Here is a 25,224-nt window from a genome sequence, read left to right as displayed (position 1 = left end):
TCAAAAAATTATTGTTTTATAAAGAATTGTTCTGGATATGCATTAAGAGGTGTAAACAGAGGTGCATCACTTATCAAATATTCAGGTACATTTCTAAAGTTATTTTTCACAATACAAAGAGAAGGTAAAGCTCCTACAGTTCCAATTATCCATATGTTTTTCTTATGTAGTGAAACTATCTCTCTTATTAATTGATCTCTTTTTCTTGCATCTATAGTTTGATTAACTTGATCCCAAAGCTCATATAATTTTCTTATATCCCCTGTAGGTTCTTCTCCTTCTTTACCTTTTGTCCAATACCATCTTGCATAGAGAGGAGCCCAAGGACCATCAGTTATGGTGCCTAAAATTCTTCCAGGACTTAAGATAAAGTTGGAACATCTGTCCATTACCCATACACCAATTTCTATATCTCCAGAGTTACAATTAGTTACATATAAGCTTCTGTCAATTTGATTTATGATTGTCTTTATTCCTATATTCTCCCAGTAACTTTTAATAAGTTCCATAACATTTATATTGGCATTTCCAGGATAAGTAGTAAAACTTATAATTAATTCTATAGTTTTTCCATCAGGTCCAACTCTGAATCCATCTTTTCCCATTTTTAATCCCATACTATCTAAAATCTTTTTAGCCTTTTGAGGATCATATTGTGCATAGGCTTTTTCCCAGGAAGCATCATAATAAGCTGCACCTTTAGGTATTGATGCTTGCATAGGAGTTCCAAGTCCCATATAAAGCATCTTATTTATCTCACTTCTGTTAATTGCAAGGGACAAAGCTTGTCTAAATCTCACATCTTGGAATAATTTTCTTTTTATAGGATCTTTCACATTTTGGTTGATATATAATGCAGGGTCAGATCCTACAGCAGATGCCCATCGAAGTACTCTGTAATTGCCTCTTCCTGCGTTTTCCATAAATAGAGAGTAATTTGATACTCTCATATGCCTGTCTTGACAATCAATTTCTCCTGCAATAGCTTTCATATTGATCATTTCTGCATCACTTACTAAGTAATGTACAATTCTATCTATATATGGTAATTGATTTCCTTCAGGATCCACTGCAAAATAATATGGATTTCTTTCCATTACAAATACTGGCTCATTGGGACTTTTACTTACTACTTTCCATGGAGCAGTTAAGGGAAGATCGGGATTCTGTAGCCAATCTGCCTTAAATTTAAATAATTCATACCATCTTGAAAATCCTGCTTCTTTTGCCATCTTTTCTAGTTGTTCTTGAGGGGTATATTTAGGATGGAATTGTTTAAGATAGTGTTTGGGTGCATAGTAGGATAAAGATCCATGAGTAGTATCTATATACCATCCTTGAGCAGGAATGTCATATATGAATAGTGGTTTAGGATCAGGGAATACAATCCTAAAAGTATAAGTGTCAATTTTTTCAAATTTTGCAATAGATTTTCCATCAGATCCAACAAATTGGGATGGCATTGTTGGAGTAATTTCTTTATTGCATATTATATCTTCGTACCAAAAGATTACATCGTCAGCAGTAAAAGGTGTTCCATCAGACCATTTTAATCCCTCTCTTATATGAAAAGTATATATCTTTCCATCAGGAGATACAGTATATTTATCTACAAGCCAAGGAATAACTTTTTTACCATCAGAGCTAAATCTTAGTAAATTTGAAGCACTAATGGAGATTCTTGCAATACCCCATCTGTCACCAGCTCCAAGCCAAGCTCTTCTCCATGTACCTCCATATTGTCCAATTTCTTCTGTAGGTTTAATCACCACGGGATTTTTAGGAAGTCTTTGTTCTACTGGAGGTAGTTTACCTTGCTTTACAAGCTGAGCAAGCATTGGAGATTCATTATACTTCTTCTGGGCTAAATGGTGGCTAGTTAAAAGGAGAAGTAAAAATAAAAGAAGCAAAACTTTTCTGAGGGAAGTCTTCATTAAAAACACCTCCTTTTAAAAGCGTTTGCGCATACGCTTTTATATTAAATTATATCTCTTAATTTTTATGTGTCAATATTTTTATATGATCAAAAGAGCTATAATAATTAATAAAATATATTTTTAGGAGGAATTAAATGAAAAATACTGATATTTATAATTCTATCTTAATTGAGCCTCAAATTTGGCATATTTTTGATTATAGAAAGGATAGTATGTACCTAATAGAGGGCAAAGAAAAAGCAATTCTTTTTGATACAGGTATGGGAACAGGTGCTTTGAAAGATTATTTAAAAAACTTAACTAATAAACCCATTGAGGTTATAATCTCTCATGCTCATTGGGATCACATAATGCAAGCACATCAATTTGAGAAAGTTTATATGAATCATAAAGAAGTTGAGATTATAAAAATATTTAACATTAATATTGATTATTCTAATTTTATAGATGTAAAGACTAAAGATATATTTGATTTGGGAGATAGAGTTTTAGAAATTATGGAAGTTCCTGGTCATACGCCAGGATCTATAGTATTACTCGATGACAAAAATAAAATTGTTTTTACTGGTGATGCAATAGGAGCTGGCCATACTTGGATGCACCTTCCAGGATGTTTACCTTTAAAGGAATATATAATAAATCTCTACAATTTTTATGAAAGAATAAAAGATTATAAAAAAATTTATCATGGCCATTTAGGAGACAATGGACCATTAAATATAAAATACCTGAAAGATCTAATTATAGCTGTAGAAAAAATAATAAAAGGGGAGATAAAGGGGGAGCCATATCCTTATAGTAGTTTTAGAGGGTTATTTGTAACTTATGAATCTGCAACTGTTGTATATAATCCTGAAAATATCTAAAGAAAAAGAATAAGGGAGAGGTTTTTACCTCTCCCTTAAAACTTTTATTGAACTTCTGTAAGGAGGAAATCATCAAAGTAAACTTTTCCTGTTGTAGGATTTGAGGTTTTTCCAAGTTCAATAGATAGATTTGCAACAGGATAGTCCGCATTAAAGGAAAACTGTAAATCGAAATTCTGCCAATCTGAGGTTAAAGTAAAAGTTTTTATAGCATATGGAGTATAATTTGTAGGATGTAAGAATTTTACATTAATATCTCTCCCATTTTCTGCTTTTGCTTTAAATGTTAGTTTATAAGTTTTTCCTTTAGAAAGTCCTACCCATTGATTGAATTGTACATGCCAAGGTTCCCCTCCATAGTTTTCAACATTAACTACCGCAACTTTATTCTCAACTTTTGCTGTAGCAGTTCCTCCCATTCCATATTGTGAACCAAACCATACGAACCAATCATCGGGCCAGTTTGTTTGATCATTAGTTAATGGATATTCAAAATTGCCATTATCAATTGCTCCCATGGTTACACCTTTATAAACCTTTATATAATCTACATACATTTTTTGTGGAAATACTGTGGTTTTGTCAGGATACCCTGGCCAGTATCCACCAACTGCTACATTCATTATAATAAAGAAAGGTTTGTTAAATACCCATCCTCCTTTAAAATCTAACTCAGGTTTAGTTACTTGGAAGAATTTTACGTTATTAACATACCATTTGATTCCAATGGGATCCCACTCTACTGCAAAAATATTAAAATCTTGCGTAAAATCTCCAGAAGGAAGCTTATAGTTTCCACCAACACTTTGAGCTCCAGAGTATCCTGGTCCATGAACTGTTCCATATACTTTATTGGGTTCATGTCCTAAAAGCTCCATTACATCAATCTCTCCACAAGCAGGCCATCCCACTTGAGTAATATCTTCTCCTAGAGTCCATAATGCTGGCCATATTCCTTTCCCCTTTGGAAGTTTTGCCCTAAATTCTATTCTTCCAAATTTTACATTAAATTTTCCTTGAGTTTTCATTCTTGCAGAAGTGTAATTGTAGGTTCCATAAGCATCACTAACAGTTTCTTTCTTTGCTTCAATTACTAATACTCCATTCTCTATATAAGCATTCTCTTTTTTGTAATACTGTAACTCTGCATTACCCCATCCTGGGATTCCTTGGGCATGACCATTTCCTATTTCAAAACTCCAAATATTTTCATTAATGGAAGGTCCATCAAAATTTTCTTGCCATACTACCTCATACCAGTATTTTTCTCCTAGGGCAGGTGGTGGAGCAGGGGGCTCTGCTGTTCCTATTCTTTTTAGTTTTACATTATCAATATATATATTTCCTGTGTCTTGTCCCAGTTGAAATTCAAATCTTGCTTTATTGTCCGTGTCTTGTTTCATAGTAAATTCAAAAGTATAAACTTTTTTCTCTGTTGTAATATTTATTGCATATCCTCCCGATTGATCAACTTGTCCAGAAGGTCCTGGATTATAAGCAGGCCATCCTCTTCCTGCGGTTCCTCCAATTTTTACTCCAATCTTTCTTGCTTTATCCGCCCATGCTTCAAATTCCACTTTATATATTCCTAAATATTCAATTGTTATAGGAGATTGCAATACCTGTACCGACCAAGAATTAGGTCCACCATTTGTGATTGAGACTTTTAAAACTCCATTTTCTAAGATTCCTGTTGCTTGGGCACCATCTCCAGTTCTAAAAAGCCAAGTACCTTTTGTATCAAAGTCTCCTGTTGGAATTTCTGGATAGTCTGGGGTTATATATAAAATTGGTTTGGAAAAATCACCATTTTTGAGTATATTTTCTTCTGTTACTGGGGGAGGAGCAGGCTGTGTAGCATATCCTATTATAAGAGGAAGAAGAATTAAAAAGAGTAAAAAAAATACTCTGGGCTTCAATTTTTATACCCCCTTTCTAATTACTTTCTGAAAGAAATATTAATCGTGAATTTTAAAATTTTTATTAAATTGATTACATATAAATTCCTCCTTTATTATTAGTTTCCATGAGAAATTATATAAAAAAGAAATTCAATGTCAAATTTTTTTAAATTTTAGGTGATAATTATTAATAATAAGACTATTAGAAAAAACTCAAGATTTCATTAATTTTAAGAATATTTTCTTTATTCTTTTTTCTTTAACTTTACTGCGGTACCATAAGCAAGAATTTCCGCTACTCCTTGCATAATCTGCGTAGTGCCAAATCTTACACCAATTATTGCATCTGCCCCTAAATTTTCTGCTTCTTGAATCATTCGCTCAATAGCTTGTTCTCTAGATTCTCCTATAAGTTTTGTATATTCTAATACTTCTCCTCCAACAATATTTCTTAAAGCTGCTAAAATATCCTTTCCTAGATGTCTTGCTCTTGCAGAACTTCCCTTTACTATTCCAATAATTTCAATAATTTCATATCCAGGAATATGATCGGTAGTTGTGATTATCACTTAAGATACCCCCTTTTTACCATTTAACATTTTTATATTTGTCTTCCTCACTTTTTCTTTCTAATTTTTCTTTAATAACCTTAATAAATAATAGTCCTAGAGCAATAATAAGGAAAATTCCAATTATTCCGTAAGGAAAAGCCATAATAAAACCAAATACTACAGCTAATAACCATATCACTGAGATTGTGATTAGGATAATATAAGAAATTCTTTCCATATACTCCCCCTACAAATTAGCTTGGTGCGGATGGGGGGATTTGAACCCCCACGGGGAATACCCCACAAGATCCTGAGTCTTGTGCGTCTGCCATTCCGCCACATCCGCAATAATCGTCTAAGATATATTTTAATGTATTATCTATTTTTGACAAGAAAAATGTTATGAAATATACGAAAAATTCTACTTTTGTCTTATTAATAGAAGAAAGAATAAAGAGTTAGAATAATTTTTGAGAAATATTTTTCCTTTACTATACGATAAGTTTTAATTTATTTAGAAGCTCAATAATGTTTATGATATAGTCTCTAAGCTCAGGACAGTTAAGATGATAATAAATCATTCTTCCTTGTCTTTTTGTTTTTAAAATTTTTAATCTTTTTAAGAGGTTTAAATGCTGAGATAGATTAGGCTGTCTTACATTTAATATTTGTAACATTTCTGAAACAGAAGCAGGATGTTCATAAAGATAAAGTATAATTTTTAATCGGAGGGGATGGGCTAAGGAATTTAAAACTTCTGCAATACTTTGTAGCATTTCTTCAGAAATTTCTTTTTGTATATTTTTATTATTTCTCATGATTATCCACCTCCTTTCTTTAATAATTTTATTTTAAAGATATTTTAACATAAAAAATTTAAATTTATATAATAATTTTGAGAATAAAAAAATGATTGACAATGGTTTTAATATTGTCTATAGTATGCTAAGTATAAATTAAGTCAAAAGGAAGTTAATTATGTTTGAGAGCTTAACAGATCGTTTACAAAATATTTTCAAAAGATTAAGAAATAGAGGTTTACTTTCTGAAAAAGACATAGAAGAAGCTTTAAGAGAGATAAGACAAGCTCTTCTTGAAGCGGATGTTCATTATAGAGTAGTAAAAGAGCTTTTAAATAAAGTAAAAGAAAAAGCCCTTAAGGAAGAGGTTCTTAAAAGTGTATCTCCTTTTCAGCAAGTTTTAAAGATTCTTTATGAGGAGTTAGTAGATCTTTTAGGAAAAGAAAAAGTGGGAATAAATCTTGGTAATAAAAAACCATCTCTCATATTTCTTGTAGGATTACAGGGCTCTGGGAAAACAACTACTTGTGCTAAGCTTGCTTATAAACTTCTTCAAGAACAAAAAAGGGTTATGTTAGTTGCAGGAGATACTTTTAGACCTGCGGCAAAAAAGCAATTAGAAGTCTTAGGAGAAAAAATAAAAATTCCTGTAGTACAAGAAGGAAATTCTTCAAAAGAGATAATAGAAAATGCAATAAGAATTGGAAGAGAAAGACTTATGGATATACTTATAGTAGATACCACAGGGCGTCTTCATGTAGACGAAGATATGATGAAAGAGTTAGAAGATTTAACTAATACTTTTAATCCTTCTGAGGTTCTTTTAGTATTAGATGGCATGACAGGTCAGGATGCCATAAATATTGCAGAGAAATTTAATCAGAGAATTTCAATAACAGGGATTATTCTTACTAAATTAGATGGGGATGCAAGAGGTGGTTCTGCATTATCTGTTAGAGCGGTGACAGGAAAGCCTATTAAATTTATAGGAATAGGAGAAAAGATTAATGATTTAGAGTACTTTTATCCTGATCGTCTTGCAGGAAGAATTTTAGGAATGGGAGACATTGCTACCTTAATTGAGAGAATTGAAGCAAATATTGAATTAGAAAAGCAAGAAAGAATTCAAGAAAAATTAAAAAAAGCAAAGTTCGATTTAGAAGATTTTTATATACAACTTAAAGAAATTACAAAAATAGGAACTTTTGAGCAAATTTTGGATATGTTACCAGGTATTCCTAAAAATAAGATAAAGCCTGAAGTAAATGAGAAAGAAGTAAAAAAGTTTTTAGCAATTATTGATTCTATGACAAGAGAAGAGAGAAGAAACCCTTCTATTATTAATGGAAGCAGAAAAATAAGAATTGCAAAAGGAAGTGGTACAACGGTACAGGATGTAAATAGGCTTCTGAAACAATATTTCCAAACTTTAGAGATTATTAAAAACTTCTCTAAAGCAAAGAAAAATATTTTCCCTTTTATATAGTATTCTCATAGAGAGGAGGTGAAGTAATGGTAAAAATAAGATTGACAAGGATTGGAGCAAAAAATAGACCAGTATATAGAATTGTTGCCATAGATAGTAAAAGACCACGAGAGGGAAAACATTTGGAAATTTTAGGATTTTATGATCCTAAGACTAATCCAGAAACTGTGCAATTAAAGGAAGATAGAGTTAAGTACTGGTTGAGTGTAGGAGCTCAACCCTCGGAAGCTGTAGAAAAAATATTGAGAAAATTAGGTATAATTGGTTAAATAATTTTGGTAAAGAATAAAAAGGGGGATTTGGTTTTAATGAAAGAATTGTTGGAATATATTATTAAGGCTATTGTTCAGCATCCTGAGGAAGTAGAAGTAAGAGAGGTAGAAGGAACAAAGTCTGTGATTCTTGAAGTAAAAGTTGCGCCAGAAGATAGAGGCAGAGTGATTGGAAAACAAGGTCAGACTGTTAAAGCTTTGCAGACTATTGTTAGAGTTGCAGGATTAAAAAAGGGTAAAAAAGTAGTTATAGAAGTACTCCAATAGAATGAATGAAAGAAGGTTAATAAGAATTGCAAAGTTAGGAGAACCGTTTGGTATAAGAGGTGGAATAAAAATATACTCTTTTTATGATTATATTTTCAAATTAAGAAAAGGACAAAAATTATATATTGCGGAGGGAGATACAGAATACATAAAAAAAGAAGTTACGCTTGAAAATATACATTTTCATGGGAAAGGATATGTAGTATACTTTGAAGAATTTAAAGATAGAAATTCAATAGAGAAATTAAGAGGAAACTGGCTTTTATTAGAAGAAGATTTGCTTCTTGAGTTGCCTGAAGGTTCTTTTTATTTCTTTCAAATTTTAGGATTATCTGTTTATGATTTAAATGGCGAATTTTTAGGAACTGTTAGAGAGATAATACAAACAGGAAGTAATGATGTTTTTGTGGTAGAAAACCAAGGTAAAGAATTATTATTGCCTTTTATAAAACATGTTATTAAAGAAGTGAATATTAAAGAGAAAAAAATAGTTGTTGAATTGATACAAGAATTATGAAAATAGATATAATAACTATATTTCCAGAGATGTTTGAAGGACCATTAAATATAAGTATTTTAAAACGAGCAAGAGATAAAGGTATTGTGGAAATTAATGTTCATAATTTAAGAGATTATACTACTGATAAACATAGAAGTGTTGATGATTATCCTTATGGTGGCGGAGCGGGAATGGTTATGAAACCTGAGCCTATTTTTAGATGTGTTAGAAGTCTAAAAAAGGATGTTTCCGAGGTAATTCTTCTCACACCTCAGGGAGAAGTTTATAATCAAAGAATTGCAGAAGAATTATCAAAGAAAGAACATCTAATATTTATATGTGGAAGATACGAAGGAATAGATGAGAGAGTAAGAAGTATTGTTACTCGAGAAATTTCAATTGGAGATTATATTTTAAGTGGAGGAGAGCTTCCTGCGTTGGTTATTATTGATTCTATTGTGAGATTGTTGCCTGGAGTTGTAGGAGATCCCGATTCTTTAAGGGAGGAATCTTTTCAGGGAGGGTTATTAGAGTATCCTCAATATACTCATCCAAGGAATTTTGAGGGAATGGAAGTTCCAGAGGTTTTACTTTCTGGAAATCATGAGAAAATAAGGAGGTGGCGAAGAAAAGAAGCTTTGAAGAGGACGCTATTAAGAAGACCAGATCTTCTAAGAAAAGCAGTTCTCACAGAAGAGGATTATATTCTATTGAAAGAAATAGAAGAAGAATTAGGAAAGGAGGTAAAATATGGATTTGATTATCCAAAATGTGGAGAAGGAATTAATGAAAAACAAAGAAATTCCTGAGATTTGGCCAGGAGATACTGTTAGAGTTCACTATAAAATAGTAGAAGGAGAAAAAGAAAGAATACAAGTTTACGAAGGTATTGTGATTTCTAAAAAACATGGAGGATTAAGAGAAACGATTACTGTAAGGAAAGTAGTTCAAGGAGTTGGAGTAGAAAGAATATTTCCTTTATATTCTCCTTTTGTAGAAAAGATTGAGGTAGTAAGAAGAGGAAAAGTAAGAAGGGCAAAACTCTATTATTTACGTGGTTTGCGTGGGAAAAAAGCAAAAATAGCTGAAAGGGTGGAAGAATGAAGGAAAAGCTTGAGGAGGTAGTTTTTTGGTTTAAGGATAAGATAGATTTTTTATTATCAAAAAGACAGGAATTGAAAGGTAAGGAGTGGTATGATTTTGTTGAAACGATTCTTTTTGCTTTTGTTTTAGCTTTTCTTATTAAAAGCTTTATACTACAAATATCTTATATTCCAACAGGATCCATGATTCCTACATTAAACGACGGCGAGGCTGTTTTAGTGGTGAGAATACCTTATTATTTTAGAGAGCCTGTGAGAGGAGAAGTTATTGTTTTTAAGTATCCCTTAGATCCATCTAAGGAGTATGTAAAAAGACTTATAGGTTTGCCCGGAGATACCGTAGAAATTAAGAAAGGGAATGTGTACATTAATGGAAAACTTTTGGAAGAAAATTATGTAAAGAGAAAAAGTGATGACAATTATGGTCCTATAAAGGTTCCTAAAGATAGTTATTTTGTTTTAGGGGATAATAGACCTGTTAGTGTGGATAGTAGATATTGGGGATTTGTTCCTAAGAAAAATCTTGTAGGAAAAGCAATTTTACTGTTATGGCCACCTCAAAGAATTCAAGTTATTCATTGAGGAGTAAAGAATTACAGCTTTGGCAAAAATACGAAAAGATTGCAGGAGTGGACGAAGCTGGAAGAGGAGCATTGGCAGGACCTGTTTTTGCTGGGGCTGTAATTCTTCCTCCTTTTTCCTCATTACCTTTGAAAGATTCTAAACTTCTTAAACCAAAAGAAAGAAAAGAGTTTTTTTTATTGATTAAAGAAGAGGCTTTAGATTGGAGTTATGGAGTTTCTACAGTTGAGGAAATTGAAAAATTGGGAATTTTAAAAGCAGTATTATTGGCAATGAAAAGAGCAATTGAAAGCCTGAAAATAAAACCTGATTTTGTTTTAGTTGATGGAAATCAGCTAATACCAAAATTAGAAATTCCTCAAGAAGCAATAGTTAAAGGAGATAGATTTTGTAAATGTATTTCTGGAGCTTCTATAGTTGCTAAAGTTTTAAGAGATGAATTTATGGAGAAATTAGATAAAGAATATCCTTTTTATGGATTTAGAAAACACAAAGGTTATCCTACTAAAGAGCATAGAAAAAATATTATCTGTTATGGTCCTTCGGAAATTCATAGAAAGACTTTTAAATTAATATAATGGATAAGAAAATAAGAGGAAGACTTGGGGAAGATTTTGCACTGGAATATTTTAAGAAAAGGGGATTTGAAATTTGGGAGAGAAATTATAAAACTAATTTTGGAGAAATTGATTTAATCGTTAAAAAGGGAAATCTTTTGATTTTTGTCGAGGTTAAAACGAGAAAATCTTTAGAATTTGGAAGCCCTATTGAGGCAATAAATAAGAGAAAACAAGAGAAAATAAGATTTATTGCTGATTATTATCTCTCGAAAAGAAAAATTAAAGATTATCAAATAAGATTTGACGTTTTTTCTATTCTTTTAGACAAAGATAATAAAATTAAATCCTTTGAGCACATTTCTAATGCTTTCTAAGATTTCCTCTGCAGTACTTTTAGGATTAGAATGTTATAAGGTAGAAGTTGAAGTAGACATCTCCTCTGGTGTTCCTAGTTTTAATATTGTAGGCTTGGCAGAACAAGCTATACAAGAAGCAAAAGAAAGAGTAAGATCTGCTATAAAAAACAGTAACTTTGAATTTCCATTAAGGAGAATAACAGTAAATCTTGCACCAGCTGATTTAAGAAAGGACAGTTCTTTACTTGACCTACCCATCGCTATAGGTATTTTATCTTGTCAATTCAATTTCAATATTGATTCTGAAGATATTGCTTTTTTAGGAGAATTAGCTCTAGATGGAAGAGTAAGAAAAGGAAAAGGATTATTACCCTTAGTTTGGGGACTTAAAAATAAGGGATTTAAAAAGATTATAATCCCTAAAGAAAATGAAACAGAATGTAGTTTAGTAAAAGATGCCGAGATATATCCAGTAGAAAATCTTACTCAGGTTATAAATTTTCTCACAGGAAATCAAAGTATACTACCATTAGAATTTAAAATTCCATCATATAGTTTTTTCTTTGACGAAGATTTTTCTATGATAAAGGGACAAGAGGTAGCAAAAAGAGCAATGGAAATATCCGCATCAGGTGGACATAATATCTTATTAGTAGGCCCTCCTGGGACTGGCAAAACTCTTCTTGCAAAATCTCTCCCTTCCATTCTTCCTCCTTTAACTTATGAAGAGGCCTTTGAAGTAACTCAGATTTATAGTATTGCGGGACTTTTGAATAATGAATATCTTATTCAGAAAAGACCCTTCAGAAATCCTCATCATACTATATCCTATGCAGGACTCCTCGGAGGTGGATCTACTCCTCAGGTAGGAGAAATAAGTCTTGCCCATAGAGGAGTATTGTTTTTAGATGAACTTCCTGAGTTCAGAAGAGATGTGTTAGAAGCATTAAGACAACCTCTAGAAGAGGGAAGAGTAATTATATCTCGTTCTAAATATACTGTTTCTTATCCTGCCCAATTTATTCTTGTTGGTAGTATGAATCCTTGTAAATGTGGTTATTTTGGGGATAAGGAGAAAAATTGCATTTGTTCTCCATACGAGGTTAGAAATTATTGGCATAAGATATCTGGCCCTCTACTTGATAGATTTGATATCAGAATTTATGTGGGAAGAGTAGAAAAAAACAAAATTTTTAAGGACGAAAAAAGTGAGAGCTCTACAGAAATAAGGAAAAGAGTGGAAAGGGCAAGAAGAATTCAAGAAGAAAGATTTAAAAAAGAAAAAATCTCTACCAATTCTCAAATGAGTCCCAAATATATTAAGAAATATTGTCCATTATCTAATGAAGCCAAGATTTTCCTTTCAAATATAATAGATAAAATAAATCTTTCTCTCCGAGGACTTGATAGAGTGATAAAGGTAGCAAGAACTATTGCAGATCTAGAAGAAAGCGAAGATATCAAAGTAGACCACTTAGCAGAAGCAGTATCTTATAGGGGACTTGAGGATTTTATTTCATAACAAACTCTAAAATGTTTGAAGATCTTTTGTTCTTTATGTTAAAATACGCAAGATGTATAACGATCTAAAGTATGAAGAGAAACCTTTTCTGTATGCTTTAAGTTTTTTTCCACCCCTTTTCAGAAGATGGGGAGAATGGAAAAAATTTGTTTCCCTTAAAGAGTTATTTTTACTACCAGAAAAAGAATTATTAGAAATTTTTTCTTATTCATCTATAATTCAAGAATTTTTAGTTTTTAGAAGAAAAACTTCCTGGGAAAAATTTTGGGAGGATCTAATAAAAAGAGAAATAAGAATGGTAGTTTTAGAGGAAATTAACTATCCTTCCCTTTTAAAAGAAATTAAAAATCCTCCTCTTTATCTTCTTTATCAAGGTAATTTAGAGGGAGAAAAGTTTATTGCTGTTGTAGGTACTAGAAGACCTACTTCTTATGGAATAAAAATAGCAAGAGATTTTGCAAGAGAACTTTCCTCTCTCGGGTTTATCATAGTAAGTGGCTTAGCTTACGGAATTGATACTTTTGCTCATGAGGGGGCTCTAGAGACGGGAAAAACTTGGGCGGTTCTAGGAAGCTCTTTAGATTATATTTATCCAAAAGGAAACCAAAGATTAGCAGAAAAAATAAAGGAAAATGGAGCCTTAATATCTGAATATCCCTTAGGTACAAAACCTTCCTATTATACTTTTCCTCAAAGAAATAGAATTATTAGTGGAATATCTCAAGGGGTTTTAGTAGTTGAGGCAGGAGAGAAGAGTGGAGCATTAATTACCGCAAGTTTTGCACTAGATCAAGGAAGAGAAGTATTTGCAATTCCAGGAAGACTGATTGATGAAAAGAGCTTTGGAACTAATAAATTAATTCAAGATGGAGCAAAAATGGTTTTAGAAGTTAAGGATATTCTAGAGGAATTTAGAATTCCTTATTTAGAGAAAAAACAAAAAATTAATCTTACTTCTGAAGAGGAAATGGTATTGCAAAAATTATCTCTTGATCCTATATTTATTGAGGATATAGTAAAAGAATTAGATATCTCTATTTCAAAGCTAATGTTCATTTTAATATCTTTACAAGCAAAGGGAATTGTAGAAGAATATCCAGGAAATAGATATGCAGTAAAAAGGAGTGTATAGGAATGGAAAAGAAGAAAATAATTATTGTAGAATCACCTGCTAAAGCAAAAACTATAGAAAAAATATTAGGTAATGAGTTTAAAGTTATTGCTTCTTATGGTCATATCAGAGATTTACCTGATAAAGAGATGGGTATAGAGATAAAAGAAAATTTTAAGCCCAAATATATTATTCTTCCTGGAAAAGAAAAGATAATAAAAAATTTAAAAGAAGAAGTTAAAAATGCTGATCATTTATACTTAGCAACGGATCCTGATAGAGAAGGAGAAGCTATTGCGTGGCATATAACGGAAGTTTTAAAGATAAATGAAGAAAAATTCTCCAGAATTGAATTCCATGAGATAACCCCAAAAGCAGTAAGATTAGCTTTGGAATCTCCTAGGAAATTGGATTGGAATAAAATTAGTGCTCAACAGACTCGAAGAATTTTAGATAGAATTGTAGGATACGAATTAAGTCCTTTTTTATGGAACAAAGTGAAAAAAGGGCTTTCTGCAGGAAGGGTCCAATCTGTTGCTTTAAGATTGGTTTGTGAAAGAGAAAGAGAAATTGAAAATTTTGTTCCTCAGGAATACTGGCAAATTTGGGCCTATTTAACTAACGAGGATGAGAAGGAAGAATTGGTTGCAAGATTGATTTCTTTTAGAGATAAGGAAATTGAAATTAAAAATTTAGAGTCTGTAGAGAGAATAATAAATGAAATTAAAAATAAGGATTTTATAGTTAAAAATCTTATTCCTAAGGAAGAGAAGAAAAATCCACCTCTTCCTTTTATAACTAGCACAATGCAACAAGAAGCAGGAAAAAGATTCGGTTTCCCTGTAGAGAAAACTATGAGGATTGCCCAAAGTTTATATGAAGGAATAGATATAGGAGAAGAAAGAATTGGGTTAATAACATATATGAGAACAGATTCAACAAGAATAGCAGAAGAAGCAAGAGAAGAAGCAGAGAAATTTATCATAGAGAAATACGGAGAAGATTATTTAGGTAGGGAAAGAAAAGAAAAAAAGAAGCTAGGAGTTCAAGGAGCCCACGAGGCTATTCGTCCTACTTCGTTATATAGAGAGCCAGAAATTATAAAGAATTATTTAACTTTAGATCAATATAAATTATATTCCTTAATATGGGAAAGATTTTTAGTTAGCCAAATGTCCCCTGCAGTTTATGATGTGTTGGAGGTAGATATTTCAGCGGGAGATTACCTATTTAAAGTAAAGGGGAAAACTCTAAAATTTAAGGGATATTTAGCTATCTATAAAGATGATGAAGAAGAAAAAGAATTACTTCTTCCTTTTCCTTTAGAGTTAGCTCAGAAATTACTACTAAAAAAACTGGAGCCAAAACAGTTTTTTACTCAACCTCCTTCTCGCTATACAGAAGCCACTTTAGTAAGAACATTAGAAAGAAATGGTGTAGGAAGACCCAGTACTTATGCAGTAATAATTTCTACCCTTAAAGAAAGAAAATATGTAGAATTAAAAGATAAATTCTTAATTCCTACAACCCTAGGGAAAATAGTGAATGATCTTTTAGTAGATAAATTTCCTCATCTTATTGATATAAAATTTACTGCAAATATGGAAGAGAATTTGGATAAGGTTGAAGAGGGGAAAATTCAAAGTGAGGAAGTTCTTAAGGAATTTTATCCATCTTTTAAGGAGGAACTAGATAAGGCTTATGAGGAAACAAAAAAAGTATCTCTCTTGGAAAAAACTGAAAAAATATGTCCAAAATGTGGAAATTTTTTATTTTTAAGAGAAAATAAATATGGAAAATTTTATGCATGTTCTAATTATCCAAATTGTGAATATACAGAACCTATCTACGAATATGCAAAAGGGAATTGTCCCTTATGTGGAGCTCCTGTTGTAAGAAGAATATCAAAGAAAAATGGGAAAAATAATAAGTTTTGGGGCTGCAGCAAGTATCCTGAATGTTCCTTTGCATCTTCTTATGAACCTATAGATAGAGAATGTCCAAAATGTGGAAATATTCTTCTAAAAGGAAAAATCTTTTTAAAATGTTCTAACACTTCTTGTGACTATATTATTTGGACTAAAAGGAGAAAAAAACAGTGATACCTGTAAAGATTATTGGTGGAGGACTTGCCGGTTGCGAGGCTGCTTGGCAAATTGCAAAAAGAAAAATTCCTGTAGAAATTTATGAAATGAGGCCAAAAGTCTTAACACCTGCACATAAGACAGGATATCTAGCAGAACTCGTTTGTAGTAATTCCTTCAAATCCAAAGAGATAACTAATGCTTCTGGTTTATTAAAAGAGGAAATGAAAATTCTAGATTCTCTTCTCTTAAAAGTTGCTGAAGAAACTAAAATTCCAGCAGGAACTGCTTTAGCTGTTGATAGGGAGCTATTTTCAAAGAGAGTAGAAGAAATTCTTTCTCAAAATCCTTATATAACTATAATAAGGGAGGAAATAAAAGAAATTCCAACAGAAGGAATTGTTATTATAGCTACAGGACCACTTACTTCTCCTGAATTTTCAAAAAAACTTCAAGACCTTTTAGATACCGAATTTTTATATTTTTATGATGCAGTTTCACCTATAGTTTCTGCAGATTCTTTAGACTTTGATAAATTATATTTTGCTTCCCGTTATGGAAAAGGTGAGGAAGATTATCTTAATGCACCCTTAAATGAAGAAGAATATAAAAGATTTGTAGAAGAACTAATAAAAGCGGAAGTAGTTGAACCCCATATTGAAGGAGAAGAAAGATTTTTTGAAGGATGTCTTCCTATTGAAGTTATGGCAAAAAGAGGAATTGATACTTTGAGATTTGGTCCAATGAGACCTGTAGGGCTTCCTGATCCAAGAACAGGTAAGGAACCTTATGCTGTAGTTCAATTAAGACCTGAGAATAAGTATAAGACTCTTTATAGTTTAGTTGGATTTCAAACTCGTTTAAGATGGTTAGAGCAAAAGAGAATTTTTAGGATGATACCAGGTTTAGAAAGAGCAGAATTTGTAAGATATGGAGTTATGCATAGGAATACCTATTTTTATGCTCCTAAATTTTTAGAACCAACTCTTCAATTTAAGAAAGATAAAAGAATATTTTTTGCAGGACAGATTATTGGAGTAGAAGGATATATGGAATCTGCAAGTATGGGGATAGTTGCTGGAATAAATGCCTATAGATTAATAAAGGAAAAACCTTTAATAATCTTCCCCGAAGATACCATGATTGGTGCTCTTTTAAATTACATATCCTCGCCAATTCCTATAAATAATTATCAACCCATGAATGCAAATTTTGGATTGTTACCTCCATTAAATAAACCCATAAAGGATAAAAGATTGAAACATGAGATTATGGCAAAAAGAGCATTAGAATCTCTTCATGATATAATAAAAAGATTCAATATTTAGAAATGGAACTTTTAGAAGAAATAAAAGAGTTTTTAAATTATTTAAGATTTGAGAAAAACTACTCGGAAAATACGTTGAGGAGTTATAGAGTAGATCTTTCTGATTTTTATAATTTTTGTAAAGAAAATAATTTAGATTTTGAAAATAAGAGAACTGTAAGAAATTTTTTACATTACTTATCTCAAAAAGAATATAAGAGAACAACTCTTGCAAGAAAAATAATAAGTCTTCGAAGTTTTTTAATATATCTTTTTAAATATGATAAACTCAAAGAGGACTTATCTATTTATCTTTCTACGCCTAAGATTGAGAAAAAACTTCCTAATTTTCTTTCCCAAGATGAAATAGATAAATTATTATCTCTTCCATCCTTAGAAAAGTCTTTGGAGATAAGAGATAGGGCTATTATAGAAATTTTATATGCTACAGGAATTAGGGTAGGGGAGCTTATAAAAATAAAAGAAAGAGATATTAATTGGGAATTAGGAGAAATTAAAGTTTTAGGAAAAAGGGTAAGGGAAAGAATTGTAATTTTAGGTGAAGAGACTCTTCGAATTTTAAAAATCTATTGTGAAAAAGTCAGACCAAAGCTTTTAAAAACTAAAACTGATATTTTATTTCTTAACGCTAAAGGTAAGCCATTGTCAGATAGAGGGGTAAGATTAATTATTTCTAAGTATTCTAAGATATTGAAAAGAAAATTTACTCCTCACACTCTAAGACATACTTTTGCTACCCATTTATTAGAAAGCGGTGCAGATTTAAGATCTGTCCAAGAGTTATTGGGACATGCCAGAATTTCTACGACTCAAATTTATACTCATATAACAAAGGAACAGATTCAGAAGGTATATTCTTCTTTCCATCCTCGAGCGAAAAAGGAATAATGCTAAAAAGGAGGGTTTTTTGTGAAAGGAAAATTTATTATTATTTATTTTCTTATTTTATTAATTATTAACTTAGGAATAGCTAAGGATATTTATTATTTAGATTTCTCAAAAGAGACAACTTCTGGAAATTTAATTTATGAGATATCAAAGGGGGTAAGAAAGGAAAGAGAAAATAGTTCTTACCATTTAGCCTTTCTAAGACCAGAAAGCTTTCTTAGGCTATATACTCCTGTGAGTAAAGACTTAAGTCCTTTTAGAGTTATTCTAAGGATTTCCTTAATGACACCTCTTCTCCCATATGCTGAAAATTGGACTCCTATAGAAATATTAATAAACGATAAGAGCATAGTCCGGGGATGGGATATTGGAAGCAACATTTATATATCACCTTCCTTCGATATAACTCTATATTGGCTAAAGGGTTCTACAAATAAAATAGAAATAAGATTAGAAAAAGAAGCAAATGGAGAATTATGGTTAAAAAATGTCGAAATTATAGTTTATGAAAGATAAAAAATTAAACTTAGGTTTTTAGAATCTAAAAAGAAATAATCTCTCTTACTTCTTTTTATAATTATCCTCTGGGGAAGGGAAAACTCTTTTATGCCTTCCCTAGAGGGAAATCCTGAAAGATTGATAAGAAGATTTACTAGAAAATCTTTTTCTTCCTCTAAGATGTAATATTTACTTGGTTGATAGACTTTGTTTCCTTCAAAATAAAATCCTGAGTTTAGATTAGGAAAGTTGTAAAAGTTTAGGGAAAAAGTTATAAATTTAGAGACTTTTAAATACCAGCTTAGAATTTCCCAAAGAAGATTTTGAAAACCTATTTTTTCATTGGGAAAATTTAATAATTCTGATGCCAAAGGTATTTTATTTTTTTCAATGAAACTTATTATATTATTCCATAAATATAAGACCTCTAGTTCTTCTTTAAACTCTCTACTTTTTATTAAGAAAATTTCTCTTAAATCTTTAATCTCATTTAACATTCTGATGAAAACATCTAAAATATTCTGATTATTGCTTATCCAAGCTTGGAAATTTTTAATCTCATTAAAAGTTCTCAATAATTTCTCTTCTTCTTTCCTTTGATAATAATTTAAAAGTTTAAGAGTTTCCTTTCCCCATGTAAAAGGGAAAAAAATATTATTAAAAAATTTATCGAAGACCTTATCAATAATCTTTTCAGGAATTGTTTTCATTTTTTAATATACTCTCTAAAAATTCTAAGGCTTCTTTTTTGTTCATTACTTTTCCTTCTTGTTGAGCTTGTATTAAAGATTCTTTGAGTTTTCCAATTAATGGAGATGGTTTTAAAGAAAAATATTGCATAATCTCCTCTCCTGAGAGGAGAGTTTTAGTTTCTTTAGCTTTTAAATATAAGTTAATAACTTCCTGGAAAAAAGCGAGTAATTGTTCTGAAGGTTTTATTGAAAATTGGTCCGCTAAGAATAATAGCATTAAGCCTAAAGTTTCATCTTTTAGTTTATTGATAATTCTAGATTTATTACTTTTCTCATCTTTAAAAATAAAAGAAGGATAGAGATGATATTTAATCATTTTTTTTATGTATTCTTCTTCTTTTCTACTAAATCTTAATCTTTCTGAGATATTTTCTAATATCATAGTTCCAATCCTTTCATGGTCATAGTAGTGAACTTTTCCTTTCTCATCCTTAGAAAAGGTTTTTTCCTTTCCTATATCATGAATTAAGATTGAGAATTTTAATAATTCTTTCTTTGTAAATTCAGAATAAAATTCTTTATTGAGATATTCTTTAAGAATTACATAATTTTCTGGGAAGATTTTGTCAAGATAGTAATAAATATATTCAAAAATTCCAAGGGCTTCGAAAGAATGAAATAAAGGATTTGTATGATGAGGATTAGTCCAGGGAATACTCTCAAGAGCTGTTAATTCTGGAAGAATTTCTTCTAATATACCTAATTTATACATCTTTATCCAAAAATCTTTGGTAAAGGAAGATCTTAGAATTCTATAAATCTCATCATGAATTCTTTCTCCTTTTATCCTTTTTAAATTTTTTTTATTTTCTATCATCATCTTCTCTGTAAAAGAGGTAAGTTTAAATCCTAAATTAGAAGCAAATCTAAAGCCTCGAAGAATTCTCAAGGGATCTTCTGAAATACTGTATTCTGAGCAAACCTTTAATTTGTTTTCCTTTAAATCCTTTATACCTCCAAGAAGATCAATAAGTCTAAGATTACTAAGATCTAAAAGGATGGAATTTATTGTGAAATCTCTTCTTTTAATTTCTCCCAGTAAATTCTCTTCTTGGGGTGGGGTAAAATCAAAAATATAATTTTCATTGTTCAATTTTGCGATGATCCTAAAATATTTTCTATTTTCGTCTAAAGGAAAAATTTTCCCACTAACACTTTTTGAAAAATAGTCTAAAATCTTATAAGAAAAGGGATATATAATAAAGTCTAAATCTCTACTTTCTTTACCAAGAAAATAATCTCTTATAAAGCCCCCTACTAAATATATTTTTACTTTGTCTTCTGTTAAAGTATGTAGAGTAATAAAAACTTCTATTAAATTTTTCTTAAGTTGAAACATTTTCCTTTATTTAAAAGATTTTTTATCGTAATTATTTCTTCTTGTTTTATTTCTCTTGGGAAATTATAGGGAGTTATTCTTGGAGATTCATTATAATAAGGTCTATTGCAATTAGGACATCCCATAGTTAAAAATATTTCTTGAAAGTAATAGTAAGATTTATTTAACCACCAGTCCTCAATTATTAATCTTTCTTTTTTATCAAATCTCAAGTTCTCAAAATTTATTAAATTTCTCTGTAAAAGAAAAGTTATAATCTGAATCTTTCTGTAGGTTAAGTAATCTGGAGGAGTTTTATTTTCTAGTTTTGTTCCTGGTAATGGAGTAAAGGCAAATAAAGCAATAGTTATTTTATTCTTTATTAGTTCATTAATTATTTCTAATAGAAATTTCTCTTTCTCTCCCAAGCCAACTATTATATGAGTAGTTATTCTTTCTTTATATTTCTTACTTGCATTCTTTATTAGATTTATTTTATCTTCCCATAATTGCTCTTTTATTTTAAAATACAACTCCCTATCAGCAACATCAATAGAAATATTCATTCTTTCGATTCCTAATTCGAATAATTCATCGACTTCCTTCATATTTTCCACGGGCGCGGATAGAGAAATGGGTAAATTAAATATTTTCAATTTAGAAATTAGAGATTTTATATTCTTTTTCCAAAATTCTGTTTTTGTGGTTTGTATGCATATTCTATAGAAGAAATCTCTTTTTGCCTTTAATAGAGAAAACAATTCCTCTTCTTCTATATTTGGCCATATTATTCGAGAAAGGTAGAGACTATCATTACTTTCTCTTGCTTGAGTACAAAAAGCACAGTTTTTTTGACATTTTCCTGAAGCCAGAAGATATAAAGTTTTTGGCGAATCTTCTCTTATCTTACCTTTCTTTAGAATTTCTAAGCATCCATAGGATATACCAATTTTCATTTCAAAAATGCACAGCATTCATAAAAATAATTTTCTATTAAATCAGATTTTTTAAGGTACTCTAAAACCTTGGGATGAGGATTTACAATTGCTTTAAATCCTAGCTCATATGCTAAGAAATCAGTTTTTTCTCTATAATCGCTAGATGGTCTTACACAACCTAAATAAAGATTTGCCTTTGGAATTTTTTCTTTTGTATAAAGGAAAAATTTTTTAAGCATATTTATGGAAGGTGGAGAAATGTGTTCCATAGGAGTATTTTTAATGGGAGTAAAAATAATGAAAATTATATTTAGAGGTTGAAATTTTGACAAAAAATCAATGGCTTCATATTCTTTTTCAATTTTTCCACAATTTAATCCTACAACTATATGGGGATTTACTGAAAAGTGATTTTTCAAAAGTTTAAAAGTATCTTTAAAATCTTCAGGAGTTTTTTTTAGATGAAAAACCTTTTGAATTACAGCTTCATCTAAAATAAGATCAAAAGAAATTTCATCTATAAGTCCCATAATATCTTTAATATCTTCTTCTCCAATTAGTCCTAAATGGCAGTTTAGTTTAAATCCTTTCTTTTTCAAGCTCTCTAAAATATCTTTAGATATGTTTTCTAATTTTCCATTAAGGTCAAATCCTCCACTTATCAATATACTTTTATAATTATTTTTCTGAATTTTTCTCTCAACTTTAGAAAGAGCTATCATTCCTTTGAGATAGTGTCCTTTACAGTGATTACATCTAAGAACACATTTTTCGCCAGTTATACTTAAAGGTAATGTGTTTATAGGCTTTACAATTGTTATTCCCATTTTACCTTTAAATTTTTAGCTGCTAAGGTTTCATCTAATCTTTTTATAGGTGTATTGTGAGGGGCTGTTTTTATTATCTCTATATTTTCTTCAATTTCTTTATTTATTTCCTCTAAAATAGAAACAAAATTATCCAATGTATATTTTGTCTCTGTTTCTGTAGGTTCTATCATTAAGGCTTCCTCTACTATTAAAGGAAAATATATAGTTGGAGCATGAATTCCAAAATCTAATATTCTTTTGGCAATATCTATAGTTTTTACTCCTTTTTCTTTCTGCTTTTTACATGATAATACAAACTCGTGTTTGCATAGGGTTGGATATGGAAGATAGAATATAGCTTTTAATTTTTCCTTTAGATAATTAGCATTGAGTACTGCCATCTCTGTAGTTTTCTTTAATCCTTCTTCTCCCATTAATCTGATATAAATATATGCCTTAAGAATAACAGAAAAATTTCCATAGAAACTCCTAACTCTTCCAATGCTTTTTGGAATATTAAAGTTTAAGTAATATTTTTCTCCGTTAAAATCTACCACGGGTTTTGGTAGATAAGGAGTTAGAAAGCTTTTAACTCCTACAGGTCCTGCACCAGGTCCTCCTCCACCATGGGGTGTGGAAAAGGTTTTATGGAGATTTAGATGAATTACATCGAATCCCATATCTCCAGGTCTTGCATATCCCATAATCCCATTTAAATTTGCACCATCATAATATAATAATGCCCCCTTTTGATGAATGATGTCTGCAATTTTTTCTATATCTTTTTCAAATAGGCCAAGAGTATTAGGATTTGTTAGCATTAATACAGCTGTATCTTCATTTACGTAGTTTTTTAGTATATTAGGATCAACTAATCCTCTTTCATCTGATGGAATTTCTAGAGTTTTAAAACCAGCCATAGCTGCACTAGCAGGATTTGTTCCATGAGCAGAGTCAGGAACTAATACTGTATTCCTATTCTCACCTTTGTCTTTTAAGTAGGCCTTTATAATCAAAAGACCCGTAAGTTCTCCGTGGGCTCCAGCAGAAGGTTGAAATGTAAATCTGTCCATTCCAGTTATATTACATAATAATTTTTCTAGTTCATAAATTATTTGGAGAGCTCCTTGACTTAAATCTTCAGGAGTATAGGGATGAAGCTTAGTAAACCCAGGAAGATTTGCTAAATCTTCATTTATTTTAGGATTATATTTCATCGTACAAGAACCTAGAGGATAAAATCCTAAGTCCACCCCAAAGTTTCTCAAAGAAAGGTTTGTAAAATGTCTTACTATTTCTACTTCACTTATTTGAGGTAAAGGTAAATTTTCCCTTAAGAGTTCCTTTGGAAGTTCTTTGTAAGGAGAGAATTCAATATCATTGGGAAGAGAAATAGTCTCTCTGCCTTCCTCAGAAATTTCTGATAATAAAGGAATTTCTTTCATTCTAAGGCCTCCTTCATACTTTTCACTAGATAATCAATTTCTTCTTTAGTGTTCATCTCTGTGAAAGCTAAAAGCAATTCTTTATCTCTTTCTGGAAAAAATTTTTCTAAGGGAATTCCAGCAAGAATTTTTTTATCTTTTAGGGCTTGATAAACAGTTTTTACAGGTTTATTAAGTTTTATTACAAATTCATTGAAAAAATAAGAAGGATAAGTTAATTCTAGTGTATTAATGCTTTCTAAAAGTCTTTTTTTGGCATAATGAGCTCTATCATAGCACAACTCCGCAACTTTTCTTAGCCCTTTTTTCCCTAAAAGAGAGAGATAAACAGTAGTTGCTAAAGCGGTAAGGGCTTCATTGGTGCAGATATTAGAGGTTGCTCTTGATCTTTTTATATGTTGTTCCCTTGTTTGTAATGTTAATACATAACCTCTTTTTCCTTCTAAATCCTTAGTTTCTCCAACCAATCTTCCTGGAATTTGTCTTATAAATTCTCTTTTCGTGGCAAATATTCCTAGATATGGTCCACCAAAGTTTAGGGGAGAACCAAGACATTGGCCTTCTCCTACTACTATATCTGCCTTATATTCTCCTGGAGGTTTTAATATTCCAAGAGATATGGGATATACACTACAAATAAATAAAGAATTGTTTTGATGAAGCAATTCGGAAATTTCCTTAAGTTTTGTTTCTATTACTCCAAAGAAGTTAGGACTTTGAATAATAAGACACGAGGTTTCATTGGACAAGGATTCTTTTAAAATATTTAGATCAGTTTCTCCCTTTTCATCTAAAGAAATTTCCTTATAATTCAATTTCATACCATTAATATATGTTTTCAAAACTTCTCTATATTCAGGATGAACTCCTTTTGATATAAGGATCTCTTTTCTTCCATTTATTCTATGAGCCATTAGACTTGCTTCTGCTATTCCTGAACCTGCTTCATATAAGGAGGAATTTGCGACTTCCATACCTGTTAGTTCACATATAAGACTTTGGTATTCAAACATAGCTTGAAGAAATCCTTGACTTATTTCTGCTTGATATGGAGTATAGGAAGTATAAAAAGTAGGATATGATATGATATGCTTTACAACAGGAGGAATATAATGATAATATGCTCCTCCACCTAAAAAGGATATATAATCTTTACCCGTATTTTTATTTGAAATTTCTTCTATTTTTTTGTAAATTTCTATTTCTGATAACGCTTCTGGTAATTTAAAATTTTTTCTTGCCTTTTCTCTTATGGATTTTGGAATATCTTCAAAAAGTTCCTCTATACTTTTAATCCCCAGGAAATCAAGCATTTCTTTTATTTCTTTTGAGGTATGGGGAAAATAAGGCAT

Annotated in this window: 26 protein-coding genes, 1 tRNA gene and 1 pseudogene; 16 read left to right on the top strand and 12 right to left on the bottom strand. The window is 30.8% G+C overall.

Annotated features, from left to right (window positions below; genetic code table 11):
• Positions 1–8: 8 nt before the first annotated feature.
• The gene (locus NZ841_00610) at positions 9–1,934 is read right to left on the bottom strand and encodes an ABC transporter substrate-binding protein (protein ID MCS7201267.1); all 1,926 of its coding nucleotides are present in this window, start codon (positions 1,932–1,934) and stop codon (positions 9–11) included.
• Positions 1,935–2,071: 137 nt separating this feature from the next.
• On the opposite strand from NZ841_00610, the gene NZ841_00605 reads away from it, so the two are divergent.
• The gene (locus NZ841_00605; protein ID MCS7201266.1) at positions 2,072–2,803 is read left to right on the top strand and encodes an MBL fold metallo-hydrolase; all 732 of its coding nucleotides are present in this window, start codon (positions 2,072–2,074) and stop codon (positions 2,801–2,803) included.
• Between the two features lie 44 nt (positions 2,804–2,847).
• On the opposite strand, the gene NZ841_00600 is transcribed toward NZ841_00605, so the two are convergent.
• The 5 genes from NZ841_00600 to NZ841_00580 all read right to left on the bottom strand — a co-directional run bounded on the left by NZ841_00600 (position 2,848) and on the right by NZ841_00580 (position 6,073).
• Positions 2,848–4,722 carry a family 16 glycosylhydrolase gene (locus NZ841_00600; GenBank protein ID MCS7201265.1) on the bottom strand — a complete coding sequence of 625 codons (1,875 nt, stop codon included), beginning with the start codon at positions 4,720–4,722 and terminating at the stop codon, positions 2,848–2,850.
• A 227-nt stretch (positions 4,723–4,949) separates the two neighbouring features.
• The gene (locus NZ841_00595) at positions 4,950–5,273 is read right to left on the bottom strand and encodes a YbjQ family protein (protein MCS7201264.1); all 324 of its coding nucleotides are present in this window, start codon (positions 5,271–5,273) and stop codon (positions 4,950–4,952) included.
• Positions 5,274–5,289: 16 nt separating this feature from the next.
• Positions 5,290–5,493: a hypothetical protein gene (locus NZ841_00590; protein MCS7201263.1), complete on the bottom strand. Its 204-nt coding sequence runs from the start codon at positions 5,491–5,493 to the stop codon at positions 5,290–5,292.
• A gap of 22 nt (positions 5,494–5,515) precedes the next feature.
• Positions 5,516–5,601, bottom strand: a tRNA-Leu gene (locus NZ841_00585).
• A gap of 145 nt (positions 5,602–5,746) precedes the next feature.
• On the bottom strand, positions 5,747–6,073 hold the full coding sequence (locus tag NZ841_00580; protein MCS7201262.1) for a metalloregulator ArsR/SmtB family transcription factor: 327 nt from the start codon (positions 6,071–6,073) through the stop codon (positions 5,747–5,749).
• Positions 6,074–6,233: 160 nt separating this feature from the next.
• On the opposite strand from NZ841_00580, the gene ffh reads away from it, so the two are divergent.
• The 15 genes and pseudogenes from ffh (at position 6,234) to NZ841_00505 (ending at position 18,628) form a co-directional block, all read left to right on the top strand.
• Positions 6,234–7,541, top strand: a complete 1,308-nt coding sequence (gene ffh / locus NZ841_00575) for a signal recognition particle protein (protein MCS7201261.1) — start codon at positions 6,234–6,236, stop codon at positions 7,539–7,541.
• A 26-nt stretch (positions 7,542–7,567) separates the two neighbouring features.
• Entirely contained in the window at positions 7,568–7,810 is a 243-nt protein-coding gene (gene rpsP / locus NZ841_00570; GenBank protein MCS7201260.1) for a 30S ribosomal protein S16, read from the top strand.
• Positions 7,811–7,849: 39 nt separating this feature from the next.
• On the top strand, positions 7,850–8,080 hold the full coding sequence (locus tag NZ841_00565) for a KH domain-containing protein (protein ID MCS7201259.1): 231 nt from the start codon (positions 7,850–7,852) through the stop codon (positions 8,078–8,080).
• Between the two features lies 1 nt (position 8,081).
• Positions 8,082–8,597: a ribosome maturation factor RimM gene (rimM, locus tag NZ841_00560; protein ID MCS7201258.1), complete on the top strand. Its 516-nt coding sequence runs from the start codon at positions 8,082–8,084 to the stop codon at positions 8,595–8,597.
• Positions 8,591–9,325: pseudogene (gene trmD, locus NZ841_00555) on the top strand (tRNA (guanosine(37)-N1)-methyltransferase TrmD). Before rimM ends, trmD begins: the two are co-directional and overlap by 7 nt.
• A 4-nt stretch (positions 9,326–9,329) precedes the next feature.
• The gene (gene rplS, locus NZ841_00550; protein ID MCS7201257.1) at positions 9,330–9,683 is read left to right on the top strand and encodes a 50S ribosomal protein L19; all 354 of its coding nucleotides are present in this window, start codon (positions 9,330–9,332) and stop codon (positions 9,681–9,683) included.
• Positions 9,680–10,264 carry a signal peptidase I gene (gene lepB / locus NZ841_00545; protein MCS7201256.1) on the top strand — a complete coding sequence of 195 codons (585 nt, stop codon included), beginning with the start codon at positions 9,680–9,682 and terminating at the stop codon, positions 10,262–10,264. Before rplS ends, lepB begins: the two co-directional genes overlap by 4 nt.
• Positions 10,231–10,842 (top strand): ribonuclease HII, encoded by a 612-nt coding sequence (locus NZ841_00540; GenBank protein MCS7201255.1) that lies wholly within the window; start codon positions 10,231–10,233, stop codon positions 10,840–10,842. Before lepB ends, NZ841_00540 begins: the two co-directional genes overlap by 34 nt.
• Positions 10,842–11,198, top strand: coding sequence for a YraN family protein (locus NZ841_00535; protein ID MCS7201254.1), 357 nt, complete (start codon positions 10,842–10,844; stop codon positions 11,196–11,198). The genes NZ841_00540 and NZ841_00535 overlap by 1 nt, the downstream gene beginning before the upstream one ends.
• Positions 11,188–12,702, top strand: a complete 1,515-nt coding sequence (locus tag NZ841_00530) for a YifB family Mg chelatase-like AAA ATPase (GenBank protein MCS7201253.1) — start codon at positions 11,188–11,190, stop codon at positions 12,700–12,702. The genes NZ841_00535 and NZ841_00530 overlap by 11 nt, the downstream gene beginning before the upstream one ends.
• 52 nt (positions 12,703–12,754) lie before the next feature.
• Complete coding sequence (gene dprA, locus NZ841_00525) at positions 12,755–13,834, top strand: DNA-processing protein DprA (protein ID MCS7201252.1); 1,080 nt, start codon at positions 12,755–12,757, stop codon at positions 13,832–13,834.
• A gap of 2 nt (positions 13,835–13,836) precedes the next feature.
• Positions 13,837–15,915 carry a type I DNA topoisomerase gene (topA, locus tag NZ841_00520; protein MCS7201251.1) on the top strand — a complete coding sequence of 693 codons (2,079 nt, stop codon included), beginning with the start codon at positions 13,837–13,839 and terminating at the stop codon, positions 15,913–15,915.
• Positions 15,912–17,225 carry a methylenetetrahydrofolate--tRNA-(uracil(54)-C(5))-methyltransferase (FADH(2)-oxidizing) TrmFO gene (gene trmFO / locus NZ841_00515; GenBank protein MCS7201250.1) on the top strand — a complete coding sequence of 438 codons (1,314 nt, stop codon included), beginning with the start codon at positions 15,912–15,914 and terminating at the stop codon, positions 17,223–17,225. The genes topA and trmFO overlap by 4 nt, the downstream gene beginning before the upstream one ends.
• Before the next feature lie 2 nt (positions 17,226–17,227).
• Complete coding sequence (locus tag NZ841_00510; protein ID MCS7201249.1) at positions 17,228–18,112, top strand: tyrosine recombinase; 885 nt, start codon at positions 17,228–17,230, stop codon at positions 18,110–18,112.
• 21 nt (positions 18,113–18,133) lie between these two features.
• Positions 18,134–18,628: a hypothetical protein gene (locus tag NZ841_00505; GenBank protein MCS7201248.1), complete on the top strand. Its 495-nt coding sequence runs from the start codon at positions 18,134–18,136 to the stop codon at positions 18,626–18,628.
• Here the strand turns inward: NZ841_00505 and NZ841_00500 are convergent.
• Genes NZ841_00500 through gcvPA form a run of 6 tightly spaced genes read right to left on the bottom strand, consistent with a single transcriptional unit; the run spans position 18,616 to position 25,224 of the window.
• On the bottom strand, positions 18,616–19,320 hold the full coding sequence (locus NZ841_00500) for a DNA repair protein Rad50 (GenBank protein MCS7201247.1): 705 nt from the start codon (positions 19,318–19,320) through the stop codon (positions 18,616–18,618). The genes NZ841_00505 and NZ841_00500 overlap by 13 nt on opposite strands.
• The gene (locus NZ841_00495) at positions 19,304–20,701 is read right to left on the bottom strand and encodes an HD domain-containing protein (GenBank protein ID MCS7201246.1); all 1,398 of its coding nucleotides are present in this window, start codon (positions 20,699–20,701) and stop codon (positions 19,304–19,306) included. Before NZ841_00495 ends, NZ841_00500 begins: the two co-directional genes overlap by 17 nt.
• Entirely contained in the window at positions 20,677–21,636 is a 960-nt protein-coding gene (locus tag NZ841_00490; protein ID MCS7201245.1) for a radical SAM protein, read from the bottom strand. Before NZ841_00490 ends, NZ841_00495 begins: the two co-directional genes overlap by 25 nt.
• Positions 21,633–22,445 carry a radical SAM protein gene (locus tag NZ841_00485; GenBank protein ID MCS7201244.1) on the bottom strand — a complete coding sequence of 271 codons (813 nt, stop codon included), beginning with the start codon at positions 22,443–22,445 and terminating at the stop codon, positions 21,633–21,635. Before NZ841_00485 ends, NZ841_00490 begins: the two co-directional genes overlap by 4 nt.
• Positions 22,436–23,872: an aminomethyl-transferring glycine dehydrogenase subunit GcvPB gene (gene gcvPB / locus NZ841_00480; protein ID MCS7201243.1), complete on the bottom strand. Its 1,437-nt coding sequence runs from the start codon at positions 23,870–23,872 to the stop codon at positions 22,436–22,438. The genes NZ841_00485 and gcvPB overlap by 10 nt, the downstream gene beginning before the upstream one ends.
• Positions 23,869–25,224 (bottom strand): aminomethyl-transferring glycine dehydrogenase subunit GcvPA, encoded by a 1,356-nt coding sequence (gene gcvPA, locus NZ841_00475; GenBank protein ID MCS7201242.1) that lies wholly within the window; start codon positions 25,222–25,224, stop codon positions 23,869–23,871. Before gcvPA ends, gcvPB begins: the two co-directional genes overlap by 4 nt.

It is taken from the genome of Dictyoglomus sp., from assembly GCA_025060475.1.
Taxonomy (GTDB): Bacteria; Dictyoglomota; Dictyoglomia; order Dictyoglomales; family Dictyoglomaceae; genus NZ13-RE01.
Note: the sequence above shows the minus strand (reverse complement) of the source record. Positions and strands in the feature narration are given on the sequence as shown.

Coding starts and splice junctions, on each gene's coding strand:
- rplS (MCS7201257.1), top strand. CDS start 9,330: ATGGATTTGATTATCCAAAATGTGGAGAAGGAATTAATGAAAAACAAA.
- ffh (MCS7201261.1), top strand. CDS start 6,234: ATGTTTGAGAGCTTAACAGATCGTTTACAAAATATTTTCAAAAGATTA.
- NZ841_00580 (MCS7201262.1), bottom strand. CDS start 6,073: ATGAGAAATAATAAAAATATACAAAAAGAAATTTCTGAAGAAATGCTA.
- NZ841_00540 (MCS7201255.1), top strand. CDS start 10,231: ATGGCCACCTCAAAGAATTCAAGTTATTCATTGAGGAGTAAAGAATTA.
- dprA (MCS7201252.1), top strand. CDS start 12,755: ATGTATAACGATCTAAAGTATGAAGAGAAACCTTTTCTGTATGCTTTA.
- rimM (MCS7201258.1), top strand. CDS start 8,082: ATGAATGAAAGAAGGTTAATAAGAATTGCAAAGTTAGGAGAACCGTTT.
- NZ841_00590 (MCS7201263.1), bottom strand. CDS start 5,493: ATGGAAAGAATTTCTTATATTATCCTAATCACAATCTCAGTGATATGG.
- NZ841_00530 (MCS7201253.1), top strand. CDS start 11,188: ATGCTTTCTAAGATTTCCTCTGCAGTACTTTTAGGATTAGAATGTTAT.
- lepB (MCS7201256.1), top strand. CDS start 9,680: ATGAAGGAAAAGCTTGAGGAGGTAGTTTTTTGGTTTAAGGATAAGATA.
- NZ841_00535 (MCS7201254.1), top strand. CDS start 10,842: ATGGATAAGAAAATAAGAGGAAGACTTGGGGAAGATTTTGCACTGGAA.
- gcvPB (MCS7201243.1), bottom strand. CDS start 23,872: ATGAAAGAAATTCCTTTATTATCAGAAATTTCTGAGGAAGGCAGAGAG.
- NZ841_00495 (MCS7201246.1), bottom strand. CDS start 20,701: ATGTTTCAACTTAAGAAAAATTTAATAGAAGTTTTTATTACTCTACAT.
- NZ841_00565 (MCS7201259.1), top strand. CDS start 7,850: ATGAAAGAATTGTTGGAATATATTATTAAGGCTATTGTTCAGCATCCT.
- NZ841_00485 (MCS7201244.1), bottom strand. CDS start 22,445: ATGGGAATAACAATTGTAAAGCCTATAAACACATTACCTTTAAGTATA.
- NZ841_00605 (MCS7201266.1), top strand. CDS start 2,072: ATGAAAAATACTGATATTTATAATTCTATCTTAATTGAGCCTCAAATT.
- NZ841_00510 (MCS7201249.1), top strand. CDS start 17,228: ATGGAACTTTTAGAAGAAATAAAAGAGTTTTTAAATTATTTAAGATTT.
- NZ841_00610 (MCS7201267.1), bottom strand. CDS start 1,934: ATGAAGACTTCCCTCAGAAAAGTTTTGCTTCTTTTATTTTTACTTCTC.
- NZ841_00500 (MCS7201247.1), bottom strand. CDS start 19,320: ATGAAAACAATTCCTGAAAAGATTATTGATAAGGTCTTCGATAAATTT.
- gcvPA (MCS7201242.1), bottom strand. CDS start 25,224: ATGCCTTATTTTCCCCATACCTCAAAAGAAATAAAAGAAATGCTTGAT.
- NZ841_00490 (MCS7201245.1), bottom strand. CDS start 21,636: ATGAAAATTGGTATATCCTATGGATGCTTAGAAATTCTAAAGAAAGGT.
- rpsP (MCS7201260.1), top strand. CDS start 7,568: ATGGTAAAAATAAGATTGACAAGGATTGGAGCAAAAAATAGACCAGTA.
- topA (MCS7201251.1), top strand. CDS start 13,837: ATGGAAAAGAAGAAAATAATTATTGTAGAATCACCTGCTAAAGCAAAA.